The sequence below is a fragment of the Desulfosarcina sp. genome (assembly GCF_055467485.1).
Genome location: NZ_JBUOIV010000060.1, coordinates 19,794 through 33,519, shown reverse-complemented (window position 1 = coordinate 33,519; position 13,726 = coordinate 19,794). Strand labels below are relative to the sequence as shown.

15 protein-coding genes and 1 riboswitch are annotated in these 13,726 nt (G+C 54.3%); of the genes, 4 read left to right on the top strand and 11 right to left on the bottom strand.

The window, feature by feature from the left end; genetic code table 11:
* A partial coding sequence (locus ACZCED_RS20660; RefSeq protein ID WP_464861598.1) for a 2-oxoacid:acceptor oxidoreductase family protein occupies positions 1 to 487 on the top strand: 487 nt, incomplete at its 5' end.
* Between the two features lie 70 nt (positions 488 to 557).
* Here ACZCED_RS20660 and ACZCED_RS20655 read toward each other — a convergent pair.
* The 4 genes from ACZCED_RS20655 to ACZCED_RS20640 form a co-directional block, all read right to left on the bottom strand.
* The gene (locus tag ACZCED_RS20655) at positions 558 to 725 is read right to left on the bottom strand and encodes a hypothetical protein (RefSeq protein WP_462971856.1); all 168 of its coding nucleotides are present in this window, start codon (positions 723 to 725) and stop codon (positions 558 to 560) included.
* 358 nt (positions 726 to 1,083) lie between these two features.
* On the bottom strand, positions 1,084 to 2,217 hold the full coding sequence (gene msrB, locus ACZCED_RS20650; RefSeq protein ID WP_464861597.1) for a peptide-methionine (R)-S-oxide reductase MsrB: 1,134 nt from the start codon (positions 2,215 to 2,217) through the stop codon (positions 1,084 to 1,086).
* 323 nt (positions 2,218 to 2,540) lie between these two features.
* The gene (locus tag ACZCED_RS20645; protein WP_462971853.1) at positions 2,541 to 3,485 is read right to left on the bottom strand and encodes a 2-dehydropantoate 2-reductase; all 945 of its coding nucleotides are present in this window, start codon (positions 3,483 to 3,485) and stop codon (positions 2,541 to 2,543) included.
* 120 nt (positions 3,486 to 3,605) lie between these two features.
* Positions 3,606 to 4,160, bottom strand: coding sequence for a helix-turn-helix domain-containing protein (locus ACZCED_RS20640; protein ID WP_462971852.1), 555 nt, complete (start codon positions 4,158 to 4,160; stop codon positions 3,606 to 3,608).
* A 100-nt stretch (positions 4,161 to 4,260) separates the two neighbouring features.
* Between ACZCED_RS20640 and ACZCED_RS20635 the strand changes: the two genes are divergently transcribed.
* The 3 genes from ACZCED_RS20635 to ACZCED_RS20625 all read left to right on the top strand — a co-directional run bounded on the left by ACZCED_RS20635 (position 4,261) and on the right by ACZCED_RS20625 (position 7,243).
* Entirely contained in the window at positions 4,261 to 4,866 is a 606-nt protein-coding gene (locus ACZCED_RS20635) for a LysE family translocator (protein ID WP_464861596.1), read from the top strand.
* A gap of 42 nt (positions 4,867 to 4,908) precedes the next feature.
* Positions 4,909 to 5,733: an alpha/beta hydrolase gene (locus tag ACZCED_RS20630; protein ID WP_464861595.1), complete on the top strand. Its 825-nt coding sequence runs from the start codon at positions 4,909 to 4,911 to the stop codon at positions 5,731 to 5,733.
* A gap of 132 nt (positions 5,734 to 5,865) precedes the next feature.
* A riboswitch (cobalamin riboswitch) is annotated at positions 5,866 to 6,054 on the top strand.
* 304 nt (positions 6,055 to 6,358) lie between these two features.
* On the top strand, positions 6,359 to 7,243 hold the full coding sequence (locus tag ACZCED_RS20625) for a sirohydrochlorin cobaltochelatase (protein WP_464861594.1): 885 nt from the start codon (positions 6,359 to 6,361) through the stop codon (positions 7,241 to 7,243).
* Between the two features lie 127 nt (positions 7,244 to 7,370).
* Here the strand turns inward: ACZCED_RS20625 and ACZCED_RS20620 are convergent, their stop codons facing one another.
* The 7 genes from ACZCED_RS20620 to ACZCED_RS20590 form a co-directional block, all read right to left on the bottom strand.
* Entirely contained in the window at positions 7,371 to 8,471 is a 1,101-nt protein-coding gene (locus ACZCED_RS20620) for an aldo/keto reductase (RefSeq protein WP_464861593.1), read from the bottom strand.
* A 207-nt stretch (positions 8,472 to 8,678) separates the two neighbouring features.
* The gene (locus ACZCED_RS20615; RefSeq protein WP_464861592.1) at positions 8,679 to 9,692 is read right to left on the bottom strand and encodes a pentapeptide repeat-containing protein; all 1,014 of its coding nucleotides are present in this window, start codon (positions 9,690 to 9,692) and stop codon (positions 8,679 to 8,681) included.
* A gap of 2 nt (positions 9,693 to 9,694) precedes the next feature.
* Positions 9,695 to 10,273, bottom strand: a complete 579-nt coding sequence (locus ACZCED_RS20610) for a hypothetical protein (RefSeq protein WP_462971846.1) — start codon at positions 10,271 to 10,273, stop codon at positions 9,695 to 9,697.
* A 159-nt stretch (positions 10,274 to 10,432) separates the two neighbouring features.
* Positions 10,433 to 11,272, bottom strand: coding sequence for an alpha/beta fold hydrolase (locus ACZCED_RS20605; protein WP_462971845.1), 840 nt, complete (start codon positions 11,270 to 11,272; stop codon positions 10,433 to 10,435).
* Between the two features lie 121 nt (positions 11,273 to 11,393).
* Entirely contained in the window at positions 11,394 to 11,942 is a 549-nt protein-coding gene (locus ACZCED_RS20600) for a GNAT family N-acetyltransferase (RefSeq protein ID WP_462971844.1), read from the bottom strand.
* Positions 11,943 to 11,945: 3 nt separating this feature from the next.
* Positions 11,946 to 12,743: an ABC transporter ATP-binding protein gene (locus ACZCED_RS20595; RefSeq protein WP_462971843.1), complete on the bottom strand. Its 798-nt coding sequence runs from the start codon at positions 12,741 to 12,743 to the stop codon at positions 11,946 to 11,948.
* The gene (locus ACZCED_RS20590) at positions 12,740 to 13,636 is read right to left on the bottom strand and encodes an ABC transporter permease (RefSeq protein ID WP_462971842.1); all 897 of its coding nucleotides are present in this window, start codon (positions 13,634 to 13,636) and stop codon (positions 12,740 to 12,742) included. Before ACZCED_RS20590 ends, ACZCED_RS20595 begins: the two co-directional genes overlap by 4 nt.
* Positions 13,637 to 13,726 lie beyond the last annotated feature (90 nt).

Here is a 13,726-nt window from a genome sequence, read left to right as displayed (position 1 = left end):
CGCGATCATCCTGGCCGAGGCGGCGGTGCTGCACGAGGATCTGACGGCGGTTCAGACGCAGGCTTACGGAGCGGCGGCGCGCGGCGGGGCCACGCGGTCCGACGTGATCATCTCGGATGCGCCGATCAATTTTCCCAAGGTGATCCAGCCGAACGTGCTGGTGTGCCTGACCCAGGAGGCCTACAACAAGTTTTACGACATCATCCGTCCGGGAGGGCTGTTGATCTCGGACACGCGCTACGTGCAGCCGCAGCTGAAGGTGGACGCGATCCAGCGCCAGCTGCCGATGTACCAGACGGTGATGGACCGTATCGGCAAGCCGATCGTGTTCAACATCTGCATGCTCGGGGCGGTGGTGGGTCTGACGCAGCTGGTGCGCCCGGAGTCGATCATGAAGGTATTGGAGCAGCGCATCCCGTCGGGGTTTATCGAGATGAACCGCAAGGCGCTGGAGCTGGGCCTGGACATGGGCCAGGGCGTCAAGTGACGCCCGGCCCCTGGTTTGGGGTTCCCGGCCCCTGGTTTAAACCAAGGACCATGAACCAGGAACCGTTTTTTCACTCTTTGGTCCCTGTATAGGTGCCGGCTTTTTTCAGGGCCGATACCATCTGGTCGCGGGTAATCACGGTGGGATCGTAGAGCACCGTGTTGATTTCACGAAATCCGCTGAAACCGCTGGTTACCGATTTCACGCCGTCCAGCCCCTCCAGGGCCGACTTGCCCACACCATATCATTGCACATAAAAGACGGCCTTTTCGACCGCTTGATCATCAGCAGTCGCCGGCCCGCTCAGCACCAAACCACAGAGCAACACCATCGAGAGTATCAAAGGAATGGTTTTTTGCATGGCGCATTCTCCCTTCTGAAAATCGACAGCATTGCACCCTCCCCGCGGTTTGCCGCGGGGAGGGTGCTGCCTGTAACGGCAGTGCTGCGCAGCACCGGAAGGATAAAAAAGCGATTTCCAGTTCGCTCGCGAACCCCGCCGCAAGCGGCGAGGAATGCGCTCGCTATCGCGGTTCATCTCATCTCCCTGAAACGCTTCAGCCTTCGACCTGAAGACCTTCGCAACGGCAGCTGCATTATTTTTCGAACAGGCTCCGGTAGCTGCCGTATCCCTCTTTTTCAAGCTCGTCGGCGGGGATGAACCTCAGGGACGCCGAATTGATGCAGTAGCGCAAACCGGTGGGATTGGGGCCGTCTTCGAACAGATGCCCCAGGTGGGAGTCGCCATGCTTGCTGCGCACTTCGGTGCGCACCATCAGCCAGCTCATATCCTTTTTTTCCACCACGTTGTCCGCTTGAAGGGGGCGGGTGAAGCTGGGCCAACCGGTTCCCGAATCAAATTTGTCCGTGGAACTGAACAGGGGCTCGCCGGATACCACGTCCACATAGATACCCGGTTCATGGTTGTCCCAATATTCATTGTTGAACGGCGGTTCGGTGCCGTTTTCACGGGCAACTTGATACTGCAGCGGGGTGAGAGTCCGTCTGAGCTGTTCATCCGTGGGGATCTCGAAACTCGAAACCTTGTTTTCGCCGTCCATCATTTTGGAAGACATCTTCTTCTCCATTTGCATATCCTCCCCGGTCCAGGCCGCCTCCAGGAACTGGTCTCGTCCGGAGCCCGATCGATACCAGTTGTAGCGAAGGGAATTTTTCTTGTAGTAGTCCTGATGGTAGTCTTCGGCCTCGTAAAAGGTACCCAAAGGGAGAATGTCGGTCACGACCGGCCGGTCGAAGCGGCCGGATTCGGCCAGCGCTTTCTTCGAGGCTTCGGCTACCTGGCGCTCCTCGTCGGTAGCATAAAATATGGCGCTGCGGTACTGATCGCCCCGATCGACAAACTGGCCGCCGGCATCGGTGGGATCGATGTGGCGCCAGAGCACATCCAGCAACTGGCTGTAGGAGATTTTGGCCGGATCGTAGACCACTTTGATGGCTTCCACGTGCCCGGTGCCGCCGGCAGAGACCTGCTTGTAGGTGGGGTTGTCGACATGGCCGCCGGTATAGCCCGACACGGCTTCGATCACGCCGTCAACTTTTTCGAAATCCGATTCCGTGCACCAGAAGCACCCGCCGGCAAATACCGCCGACCGTGCGTTCTCAACCATTTTATCCATGGGTTTCTCCGTTTTATCATCCATGCTTCTGACCTGCTGGTAACCGAAAAAGACCAGGATCAGAACCAATGCTGCAATCGTTGTATGTTTCATTTCACACCTCCTGTTTGTCCGTCCGTTTCAACATGTTCATGGACAGACAATAAGACACCCGGTTAAGGGCAGTGTAATGTTAAAGTAAAGATTAGGTAAAGATTTTCAAGGGAGAGGGGAATGGGGGGATTATGGAAATTTAGGATTTGGGAATTGACGCATTGGGGATCGGGTGTCCTGATCCAGGCCTGAACGGTGAATCATGCTTATCCGCTTTAACGGACAACACACGCTGTTTGTTCTGAAAGGTCGTAAAGCGGCCCTTGCTTATTGCAGTTTGTTTATGGCGCCAGCATGCCAATCCTTTTTTTATTCCGGCCTGATCATCCTTCAGGGAAAGCCAGTTTTCCCTGTGCACGTAATTCCCTTGGCAACAGGCTGTTGTAAATGAATGCGTTCAACGGTGTTGCCACGCCCGCTTCCCGTCCTAAGCGGACAACGGCACCGTTCCAAAAGTCCAGTTCAGATGGCTTCCCGTCTGCGATATCCCGGTGCAGTGACGTCGTTCCATGTTGGGGTAGCGTGTCCATAAACGCCATCGTCTGTTTTATGGTATCCTTCTTTATCGCGATTCGCTTTGCCTGGGCCACCGCCAACACCTCGGCCATGGACTGCTCCAACATCCGGCGTGTTTCAGGCAGGCTGCGGATGACGCCGATTGGCGCATCAGTTATCGCTCCAACCCCACCCCAGGAGACAACAAATAAAAACTTTTGCCACAGGGCGGCTTCAATATCCGAAGGGACATCCACGGCGATACCGGATCTTACGAAAACCTGACGCAATCGTTCTGTGCGCTCGCTGGGCCGTTTGTCCAATTCTCCAATGGCGATGTAAGGGTCCGCCCCGGCATGGCGAATGTGCCCGGCGTCGACCTTGAAGCTGATGATCTTCGCCAAACCGCCCACGACATGCTTGGCACCGAATTCGTCGGCTATCTGACCGGCCGCCTCAACACCGTTCTGCAGGGGAACGATGGTGGTTTCAGGTCCGACTAAAGGGCGCAATGCCTGCAATACCGTTGCTACCTGCATGGCCTTTACCCCGAGAAGCACCATATCCACGGTCCCTACCTGGGCCGGATCGTCGGTTGCCTGAACAGGGTCCACCACAAAGTCGCCTGAAACGCTATCCACACGCAATCCGTGCTCGCGCATGGCTTCAAGGTGGTTTCCACGGGCGATGAAGGTCACTTCCTCTCCGGACCGGGCCAGGCGTGCACCGAAATAACCTCCAGCGCCGCCGGCTCCAAATATGGCAATGCGCATGACCACCTCCCTGAAGAAATCTCCGGAAAAACATTTTTTAAAAGAAATTCTGCCCTGACCAATAAGCCATTCGATGCCTCAATACATCTGGCCGTCCTTTTCATCGAAACCCGGGAAAAGTTAGGAAAGATAGCTGATCTGCATGATGGCCGAAGCCGGTTTTTTACCGATGCACGTATACTGGTGTGGACAATTGGCCTGAAATTTAAGGAATTCGTTTTCCTTTACCTCAAAATCGTTACCGTCTACGGAAATTTGAAGCCTTCCTTTGGTAACAAATACATATTCATAGACATTTCCCTGATGGGGTTCCCCCGAGAAAACGGTGCCCGGGTCAATTTCAACGTAATAGGTTTCAAAAGGCTGCTGGGGCTCGAAGGGTATTAAGGGATAGAGGCGATAATGTTCAGATGCCGCCGTCAGGGGTTTCTCCCCAGCGAACGATCTCACTTCGGCCTGAACGATCGGCTTGCTGAGCAATGTGGAAAAGGATACGTGCAACCCGTTGGCGATTTTCCATATCGTCGCGATAGTCGGGCTGGACTTGCCGGTTTCAATCTGCCGCAGCATGCTTTTACTGACACCGGTAAGTTCGGACAACTGATCGAGGCTCAGGCTTCTGTTGTCTCTTATCGTCCGGAGGTTCGCAGCAATTAAATCGATCGATGGATCCATATAGCATACATATTGACAATATATTGTTTTTAAGTTTATATAACGATTAAATATGTGTTAAATAATACGTCATTTTTTCTCCTAATACAAGAGGTGTTTGGTGAACCTCGAACTTGCACCGCTCATGTCGTTCGTGGTGATAACGACCTTTACCCCCGGGCCCAACAATATTTCCAGTGCCTCCATGGGAGTGAGGGTCGGCTACCGGAAATCAGTTAACTACCTTTTTGGGATTGCTTCCGGGTTCTTCGTCATCATGATTGCCTGTGCCTACCTTTCCAGTGCCTTGCTGACGATCATACCGGCTGCAGAACGATATTTACGGTGGATTGGTGCCGGTTACATTTTATGGCTCGCCACAGGCCTGTTGCGCGCCAACTATTCATTTGTCGAACCCGAGGGGACAGCAACGGCATTCATCCAAGGATTTATGCTGCAGCTTTTCAATCCAAAGGTCTTTATTTATGGTTTGACGCTGTATTCGACATTTCTTGCCACGATCTCGAACCGGTTGGATTACCTTTCCTTGTTTGCCGTTGCATTCGCATTGATCGCATTTACCGCCACGTCGTTGTGGGTTTTAGCGGGTGCCACCATCAAAAACAAATTGGAAAATGATCGGGTCAGAAGCGTCGTAAACACGATGTTATCATTCCTGCTCATATACACGGCCATCGAACTCTCAGGCGTAGCAACCTTTTGGTAAATTTTTTTGAAATTGGCGGTTGCGAGAAGAAAAACGACAACTATGAAAAGCATCTTACAATCCATCCCCAAATTATTGCCCGCCCTGTTGCTGCTTTTCATCGGTGGAATAACCGCCTGCATCCATCCCGTTCGCCGATTGGTGTTTCAGCCACATAACATTCAGTCGGCACCCTCGTTTCCGGACGATTCAACTCATTTGAAGCGGTTCTGGCTGAAAACGGACCAGGGTGAAGTGGAAGGGTGGCTATTTGAGGGCAACGGGGTCGATGCATCCCAACCGGGGCCAGGGGTGCTGATGGCCCACGGCAATCGAGAGCTGATCGACTTTTACTTGAAGCGGGCGCAGATGTATCAACGCATGGGCTACAGCGTGCTTTTAGGCGAATATCGCGGATACGGAAGAAGCGCCGGAACGCCCAGCCGGGAACGCATTGCCTCCGATTACAGGCGATTCTATGACCATCTGGTATCACTGCCGGTCGTGGACGCCAACCGTATCGTATTCCATGGCCGTTCATTGGGTGGGAGCGTCCTGAGTGAGCTTTCCCGGCATCGCCAGCCGGCCGCCATCATCGTCGAATCAACATTCACGTCCATTAAGGCGATGGCCCATGGTGCGCCGGACATACTCCTTTCGGACAATTACGACACCGTTTCGGCATTATTGACCTACCCGGGTCCACTTTTAATCATCCACGGCAATCGGGACAAAGTGGTTCCTGTTAACCACGCCTTGGAGATTAAGAGACAAATTCCACGTGCCGAAGTGATACTTTACGATTGCGGGCACAGCGACTGCCCGCCGCAATGGGAAACCTACTGGAAAGACATCTCTGGTTTTTTAAAACCGTTGGTATCCGATTGAAATCGCGACAAAGGTTCAGCAAAAGCGATCCACCGTATACATGCAGCAGTATCTCTTGGCTTGGATAGTTACTTACCGGACAACCATCTCGGAAAAATAGTTTTTAGCATTTGACAAAAACGATCCGTTTGGATATGGCATTCTATCAAAGGTGCCCGGAAGGGCTTGATAGGAAATCCCGTTGGAATCGGGAGCGGTCCCGCCGCTGTAATCGGGGACGAAATCTGCAGATGCCACTGTTTTGTGCATCATCGAAACGGGAAGGCGCAGAGAGTAGGATGATCCGAGAGCCAGAAGACCTGCCTTGTTAAATGCCGCCAATCCCCCGATGGAAGGGGTCCGGTAATATAGCGATAGGGCCAAGAAAGCTGGGTGCAGCCCTTCATGCCAATGTCCGCATGAAGGGCTTTTTTATGCCGGTGAATGCCGCACCCGCACGGATAAAGCGACGGAGGGTTTCTGGGCAGTTAGTCCTTCATCGCTTTATCCGTGTTATGAATTTCAATTTCATCCGGCCGATTTGTCATGCGCGCAGGCGATGCCGCTGCATTCGCGGATCCTGATCATCGGGTTGCGCAGATCAGATAGGGGCATTCGACATTGACCATTAACAAGGAGGATTAAGGTGAGAACAAAAACAAGCGTGGGGATAGTGATGCTTCTGCTATGCGTTGTAATTTCTACAAATGGCCTTGCCTCTGCCGGCCATGGCAATCAGGCGATTAAAAAGGTGGGTATTCTTTTGGTTGCCTTCGGGTCGAGTGAAGCATCCGCCCAGGTCTCTTTTGAAAATATTGATAACAAAGTTAAAGCCGCCTATCCCGACATCCCTGTTCGCTGGGCATATACGTCGCACATCATCCGCGAGAAATTGGCCAAGCAGGGTAAACATCTGGACTCTCCCGAGGTTGCTCTGGCCAAAATGGTGGATGAGAAATTTACCCATGTGGCCGTCCAATCCCTGCACACTATTGGCGGTGCAGAATATCACGATTTACGGAAAACGGTGGGGGCCTTTAAAAGCTTGGGCGGCTTCCAGAAAGTGATTCTTGGCTATCCCCTCATGGCCAGCCAGGAAGACATGGTGCGCACGGTGGACGCCATTTTGGCAACCATCCCGAAAGAGCGGAAAGAAAATGAAGCCATCGTGCTCATGGGACACGGCACACACCACCCATCCAACGCTTTTTACGCCGCACTGATGTTCCAGCTGCAGCTCAAGGACCCCAACATCTTTGTGGGCACTGTTGAAGGATACCCAGAAGTCGATCTGGTCAAGGAACTGATGCTGAAAAAAAAGATTAAAAAAACCTATCTGATGCCGTTCATGTCGGTTGCCGGCGACCATGCCAAAAACGACATGGCCGGCGATGAAGAAGACTCTTGGAAATCAATTCTTACAAAGGCTGGCATTGAATGCGTTCCTGTCCTCAAGGGAACTGCGGAATTTGATGAGTTCGTGGACATATGGGTGGATCATATCCGCGGGCCACTCAGTCATTTCCGATAGCCATCAAATCGGTAAATGTCGGAAAACTGATTTTCTTTTTAATTCATTCCCGGATTGGAGAATTAGCACGCCGATTGCTGATCGATGAAACCGAAACAAAAAAGGTTCTTTTAGTTATACGCGTCGGCTAAGCCAGGTCCTCACAGGCATTTTTCACCACGAGACCGATGGGTATCCGTTGCGGACATTTTTTCTCCGCCATGCTGAAGTCGGCCTTGAGAATTTTCACCTTCAGGTCTTTCGGCAGCCGGCTGAATAAACGCGAGGCTTTTCTTCGATCGTTATAGCTGTTGGCGTACATGGAAGCGCGCATGATATCGCTGATCGGAAGGTCCGGGTCGATCCGGGATTCGCAGATTGCGGCACAACCGGCGCAGTAGCCGGGAGCCGTTCGTTGCGCATATCGTTTCATGCGCTGCTTGTCGCCTTCAGACAATTGCCGTCGATCCAGAGCCGCATCGACATTGGCCTGCAGGATCGTCAGGTTCGGCATTGCCGAGCAGATGCTGGCAATATGGGGATTTTCCCACACAGCCTTGAGTTTGGCCTGCTCGGCGGTATATCCCTGTTTTAAAAAGTTCTCGGTCATCTTCAGGGAATCATCGGTCTCGGATCCGATGGCGGCATAAAAGTTCGCCGTAAAAGCCGCCTGCGTTTTCATGGCGGTCAAACCTATTCCCGCCTTCACGCAGGCATCGACCGCTTTCTTCATTTCATTCTTTGCCATCAGCCGGTAGTTGTAACTCATCATGATTCCATCGATCCATCCCAGTCTGGCTGCCGCCAGCATGCTGGGTTCCATATTTTTATGGGCACTGAACCCAAACAGCCTTATCTTCCCTTGCGCTTTCGCCTTTTCAGCCCACGTTTTGACCGCATCGGTCAATTCATTTTTCACATCGCTGACGTAGTGGATGAAATACATATCGACGTAGGACGTATTCATTTTTTCAAGGGACGCATTTAATTTTTCGGTCAGTTTCTTCGGGTCCGATGTCGCCGATTTAGTCACCAGGAAGACCTGCTTGCGGTGCTCGGGAAAATTCTCAAAGTAGTTTCCGATGGCGGTTTCGTTTTTGCCCCAACCGTATGAATCCGCTGTATCCCAATAGGTCACGCCCATTTTAAAGGCCAACTTGAATAGGATCTGGTCATCACCTCTCAAGACGCCGCCCAGCGAAAGCATGGAGACATCGACGCCCGTTTTCCCGAATGGCCGTGTGGGCACCACCCTTTCGCGAGGCACCGACGCGGAAGCATTCGCGTGGGCCTGCCTCAATGCGCTAAAGGGCACGAGCGCTGCGCCTATACTACCTGCCCCGGCGGTTCTGATAAAAGCCCTTCTTGAAATTTTCCTCTTTTTCCCGGACATGCGAATAATCTCCTCTCGATCGACCGAACCGGCCATATTACGGCCAGGCCACCCGATGCCGGTCTATTGTTGACGACGGTCCCTGATTGAATCGAGCCACGTGCCGACCGGGATGAGTTGGCTGCCGTCGCCTTGTTCGGAAATATCGACCGGGCACTCGGGTATCTTGTCGATTTGCGCATCGGCCAAAGAAACCGAATGTACCTTGGCGTATTCAAAATTGACTGAATTCAGAATTGCCTTGTCGAAGGCAGCCCCCCTGAGATCGGCCATCTTGAAATTGGTATGGGTGCAGACGGACCCGGCCAACACGGCATGGGTCAAATCGGCTTCCCTGAATTGGGCACCCGACAGGTTGGACTTTCTGAAAGAAGCCCTGGAAAGGTCCGCCGCATAAAAGTCCGAATATTCAAAATTGCAGCGGGCCCAATAGGCATCTTCGGCCCTGGCGCCGGACAGGTCCATTTCCTGCACACTCGCCAGTCCGCCGCCGGACGCCGGCTTGTGCAGGACCAAGTTGATGGTCAGCGTTTTTAACACTTTTTTGTCGGTTTCGATGGAGAGTGCCGCGGACAGAACCTGCTTGGTCAATTGGACAAGCTGCGCTTTTCTTTCATCACTGACATTCCATTCGGACGGAAAAGATTTGAGCACCGAACCTAGCTTGACTGCCGCTGCAGCCCGTAAAATCGGTGATTCGTTAGCCAGTTCGCGAACGATGGATTGATACACCTCGTCGACATTTTTCCTGTCTTCAAAATTGATTCTCGCCTGCGTGCTTCGACTTTGGCCAACCAGGTAGCCGCCGACGGCACCGCCGACGGTAACGAACAGGGCAATCAGCTTGAGCCAGAACAGGCTCCCGGCGGTATCGCTTCGTATACGGCTTATCTCGGCATCGAGCTTACTGATCTCGTACTCGGTCTTCCTGTCGGAAAGGCCCTCGCTGGAGACGACGATCTCCCTGTCGATAAAATATTGCGCGCCATAGGTGGCCAGTAGAATCGTCAAGAAGATCACGGAGACGATAAAAATAATTCTTGAACCGCTTAACCCGGTTTTTGAGAATAGTTCCATGGTTACACCACCCTTGCAATATGACCGGATGTAACGGCCTTTCCGGAAATGCCGGTGCCGCGCCCGACAAAATGAAGCGCGATCGTTTTCCTTTTGATATCGATGTGGATCATGGCCTTGTTGAGCTTTTCACAAAGCTGGACCGCTTCCCACGTTCCGCCGGTTGACCCTTTTTTCATGCCGTCCCAGACGGCAACGACGACATTCGACTTGAAAACCACCCACTGCATGCTTTTTTTATACGCCCGATGGCTTCTTGTCGAAAAATTGAGCCGGGTCTCGGTGTCCGAGCGGCTTCTCAACGTGCGATACCTTTCATGGGAAACGTCGCCGCTAAAATCGGACTGGAAATTCTCAAAAGGGATAACCGATTCCAACGGGATGTCCAGCGAAACCGCGCACTGTGCAAAAATGGCGTCCGCACCGTAAGACATTGCCGAAACCGCCCTTATTTCGGGATATTTGATCTTGAGCGCGGAGAGTATCTGGTGGCAACGCGATTGAACGAACAGATCGACGGCATGGCCGCCTAAATCGCGATGCCCGATGATCCCTGCAGTAAAAACCGTGTCTGTCATCATGTATCGAGGGTTCCTGAAGACCAGGCGTGCTGCCATTGCGCCGCATCACGCTTGGCTGCGATTGCTTGGCCCATCCCTGCTACCAGCCGCTGGGCGTGTTCTGCCGGCAGCGGCGGCGCTGCGCGGCACCGCAGGGAAAGCTGTCGATGGTCCGTCGGCTCAGGCCCGTGACGGCGTGCCCGCATGCTGAATGAAAGGGCGAATCTTTTCCACAAGCTGATCGGGCTGCTCTTCGATCACCAGGTGCCCGGCATCTGGAATGACATGAAGTGAAGAGCCCGGGATCATGTCTCGCAGCGCCTCGCCGCGTTCCAGCGGTATCCAGGTGTCCTCACGCCCCCACAAGATCAAAACCGGCCTGGAAATCTCGGCATACAGGGCCTGCACCGCATCCGTGTAGCCGGAATGGGCTTGAGCGATCTGCCGGTAAAAAGCCGCTTTGCCGTCCGGTCCGGTCCACGGCAGGACGATCGAATCCAGGATGGCATCATCGATGGGGGTAAAGGCCGCTGTCTTGATATACGCGCGGACGATGGCTTCGTGAATGTAATCCGGTACACCGGCGAAAGCGGCTTCATGCTCACGGACATGCTGAAAGAAAGGCGAGCCCCACGGCGCAAGAGCCACCGGGTCGATGAGTACGATCCGATCGAAATCGCGTCCGTTGATCAGGTGCGTGCGAAGCACCGTCGTTCCTCCGAAATCATGACCAATGATCGACGGGTTGTCAAGCTGCCAGCAATCCAGAAGATAATCCAGTACCGGGTTCTGGATTCCCAGTGAAACATCGCCGGGCGATTTGTCCGACTGGCCGTAGCCGATCAAATCGTAGTAGTAGACGGTGAAATCTCGAGACAGGGCCTTGATGATATGCCGCAGATTGAAGGACGACCAGGGTGTGCCGTGAACCGCAACTACCGGCGGGCCATGGCCAGTCACCCCGTATCTTACGGTACGCCCATCGAAAAGGCAGGATCCGGGTAGTTTCCATTCGATCATCGGGATTAATCCTATTTTCAGGTAGCGCCGGCACAGGGCCGGTTTTTTTGGTGACGCGTTTGCTTTACCTCTCTCCAACGGCCGCCCCGTTGACAGGTTGGGGGATGCGGGTGGGCCATCGTCAACCCGAATAGAATCGGGCATAATCGGCCGCTTCCATCAGATAGGAGGGGTGCTGCAGCCCGGTGGGTTCATAGTACGCATCGTGTGTATAGCGAAAGCCGAGTTTGATGAGAAGGTGGCGCGAAGCTGCATTCTTCGGATGATGCCCGGCAAAAAGCCCGGCCACCTCGAGCTCGGCAAATGCATACCGGATGACGGCGCGAGCCGCTTCCTTGGCGTATCCCTTGCGCCACTGGTCCGGACGCAGGTGAAAACCCAGTTCGAAAATAGTGTTCCGACTGTCGTAGGGCCGCAGGCCGCAAACGCCGACATGATCGCCGGTTTTCAGCAAAAAAACAGGCCAGTACTGCACCCCCCATTCCTTTTCAACGGCGATTTCCTGAAAAAACCGATCCGCGATCTGCTCCCTCGACAGCCGGCCCCGGGCATCGATCCGTCGGGTGACCTCGATGTCGCCCCAAAGGCCGACCGCCAGGTCAAGATCGTTTTCACCCCATTTGCGAAAGCCCAGCCGTTCGGTTGTTAGAAAATATGGGTTTGAATTCATCGGTCAACCTGCCGAGAGCAGCACCTCGTCGTTCTCGAAAGCCTGGCGGCGGACGCTGGAGAACATTTCTAGCAGCCTGGGCACGGTGAGCCTGGCTTTGTCCGCACCGGAGACGTCGATGATGATTTCACCGGCATCCATCATGAGCAGACGGTTCCCAAAAGCAATGGCATGGTTCATGTTGTGGGTGATCATCATGGTGGTCAGGCGGTGTTCGGTGACGAACCGGGTGGTCAGGTCCATCACGATGGCCGCGTTGCTCGGGTCCAGGGCCGCGGTGTGCTCGTCCAGCAGGGCGATATCCGGATTGGAGAGCACCATCATCAACAGGGTCAACGCCTGGCGCTGGCCGCCGGACAGGGTGCTGACGTTCTCTTTCATCCGCGTTTCCAGGCCCATCTTCAGGTTCACCAGATGGCTTTGGAAATAGGCCCGCATTTTTCGGTTGAGGCTGATCACCGGCCACTTGAAGCCCTTTTTGCAGGTAATCATCATGTTGTCCTCCAGGGTCATGTTGGAGGCGGTGCCCGCCAGCGGATCCTGGAAAATCCGGCCCATGGTTAAGGCCCGTTTGTACTCCGGGTGGTCGGTGACATCCACCCCCTTGATGAAGACGCGGCCGGATGTGGGCAGCAGGTTGCCGGAAATCAGGTTGAACAGGGTGGTCTTGCCTGCACCGTTGCTGCCGATGATGGTGACGAATTCACCTTGATTCACCGTCAGGTTCAGGTTCCGGATTACCGTTTTGGCGTTGGGTGTGCCAGCGTGGAAGGTGCAGTTGAGGTCCTGGAGGCGGATCATGCGGCGGTGCCTCCCTTCCCGCGAATGCGGCGGTAATTGGTCACGGCCAGGGAGGTGATGATCAGGACACCGGCGATCAGTTTCAGATCGTTGGGGGTCATGTTGATATAGTAGCCGTAAAAGCGGCCCAGGTACATGATTGCCTTGAACAGGATCGCGCCCAGGATCACCCGCAGGGTGAGCATGCCGATGCGGTTGGACTTGATGATGAACTCGCCGAGCATCACCGAGGCCAGTCCGGAGACCACGATTCCCTGCCCCAGATTCACGTCGGCAAAGCCCTGGTACTGGGCGGCGAAAGCACCGGACAGGGCCACCAGCCCGTTGGACAGGCCCACACCGATAATCTTGAGGGTGGCCGGGTTGACCCCCTGGACCCTGACCATCTGCTCGTTGTTGCCCAGGGCGCCGAACACCAGCCCCATGTCCGTATGGAAGAAGATGTCCAGGGCAAACTTGATGGCCAGGACGACCAGGACGAAAAAGATCAGCGATGCCCAATCCGCCGGAATCAGGCCCTGGGTGGCGGCGGTGACGTGGGTGATGATTGTATCCACACGCAGAAGGGGTAGGTTGGCCCGGTTGCCCAGGATGCGGATGTTCACCGAATAGAGCATGGTCATGGTGAGAATGCCGGCCAGCAGATGGGGTACCTTGAGCTGGTTGTGGATGGCCGCGGTGACGAACCCGGCCAGCACGCCGCCGCAAAAAGCCAGGAACAGTCCGGCCAGGGGGTGCATCCCGCCGGTCAGCGAGGTGGCCATGATGACCGCGCCCATGGGGAAGCTGCCGTCAACGGTCAGGTCCGGGAAATCGAGGATGCGGAAGGTGAAAAACACCCCCAGGGCCATGATGGCGTATATCAGTCCTTCGACAAAGATGCCTTCAAGCATGATGGATCTGTCTTTTCATAATGGCACAAAAGGCGGAAAGCCGCTAACCTGCCGGCTCTCCGCCTTCTTTCGCGTGCGGGTTTCAGATTC

Bases quoted from the DNA above. Each gene is read 5' to 3' on its own strand.
- ACZCED_RS20640 (WP_462971852.1), bottom strand. From the start codon at position 4,160: ATGGATCCATCGATCGATTTAATTGCTGCGAACCTCCGGACGATAAGA.
- ACZCED_RS20610 (WP_462971846.1), bottom strand. From the start codon at position 10,273: ATGATGACAGACACGGTTTTTACTGCAGGGATCATCGGGCATCGCGAT.
- ACZCED_RS20590 (WP_462971842.1), bottom strand. From the start codon at position 13,636: ATGCTTGAAGGCATCTTTGTCGAAGGACTGATATACGCCATCATGGCC.
- ACZCED_RS20595 (WP_462971843.1), bottom strand. From the start codon at position 12,743: ATGATCCGCCTCCAGGACCTCAACTGCACCTTCCACGCTGGCACACCC.
- msrB (WP_464861597.1), bottom strand. From the start codon at position 2,217: ATGAAACATACAACGATTGCAGCATTGGTTCTGATCCTGGTCTTTTTC.
- ACZCED_RS20645 (WP_462971853.1), bottom strand. From the start codon at position 3,485: ATGCGCATTGCCATATTTGGAGCCGGCGGCGCTGGAGGTTATTTCGGT.
- ACZCED_RS20630 (WP_464861595.1), top strand. From the start codon at position 4,909: ATGAAAAGCATCTTACAATCCATCCCCAAATTATTGCCCGCCCTGTTG.
- ACZCED_RS20615 (WP_464861592.1), bottom strand. From the start codon at position 9,692: ATGGAACTATTCTCAAAAACCGGGTTAAGCGGTTCAAGAATTATTTTT.
- ACZCED_RS20605 (WP_462971845.1), bottom strand. From the start codon at position 11,272: ATGATCGAATGGAAACTACCCGGATCCTGCCTTTTCGATGGGCGTACC.
- ACZCED_RS20600 (WP_462971844.1), bottom strand. From the start codon at position 11,942: ATGAATTCAAACCCATATTTTCTAACAACCGAACGGCTGGGCTTTCGC.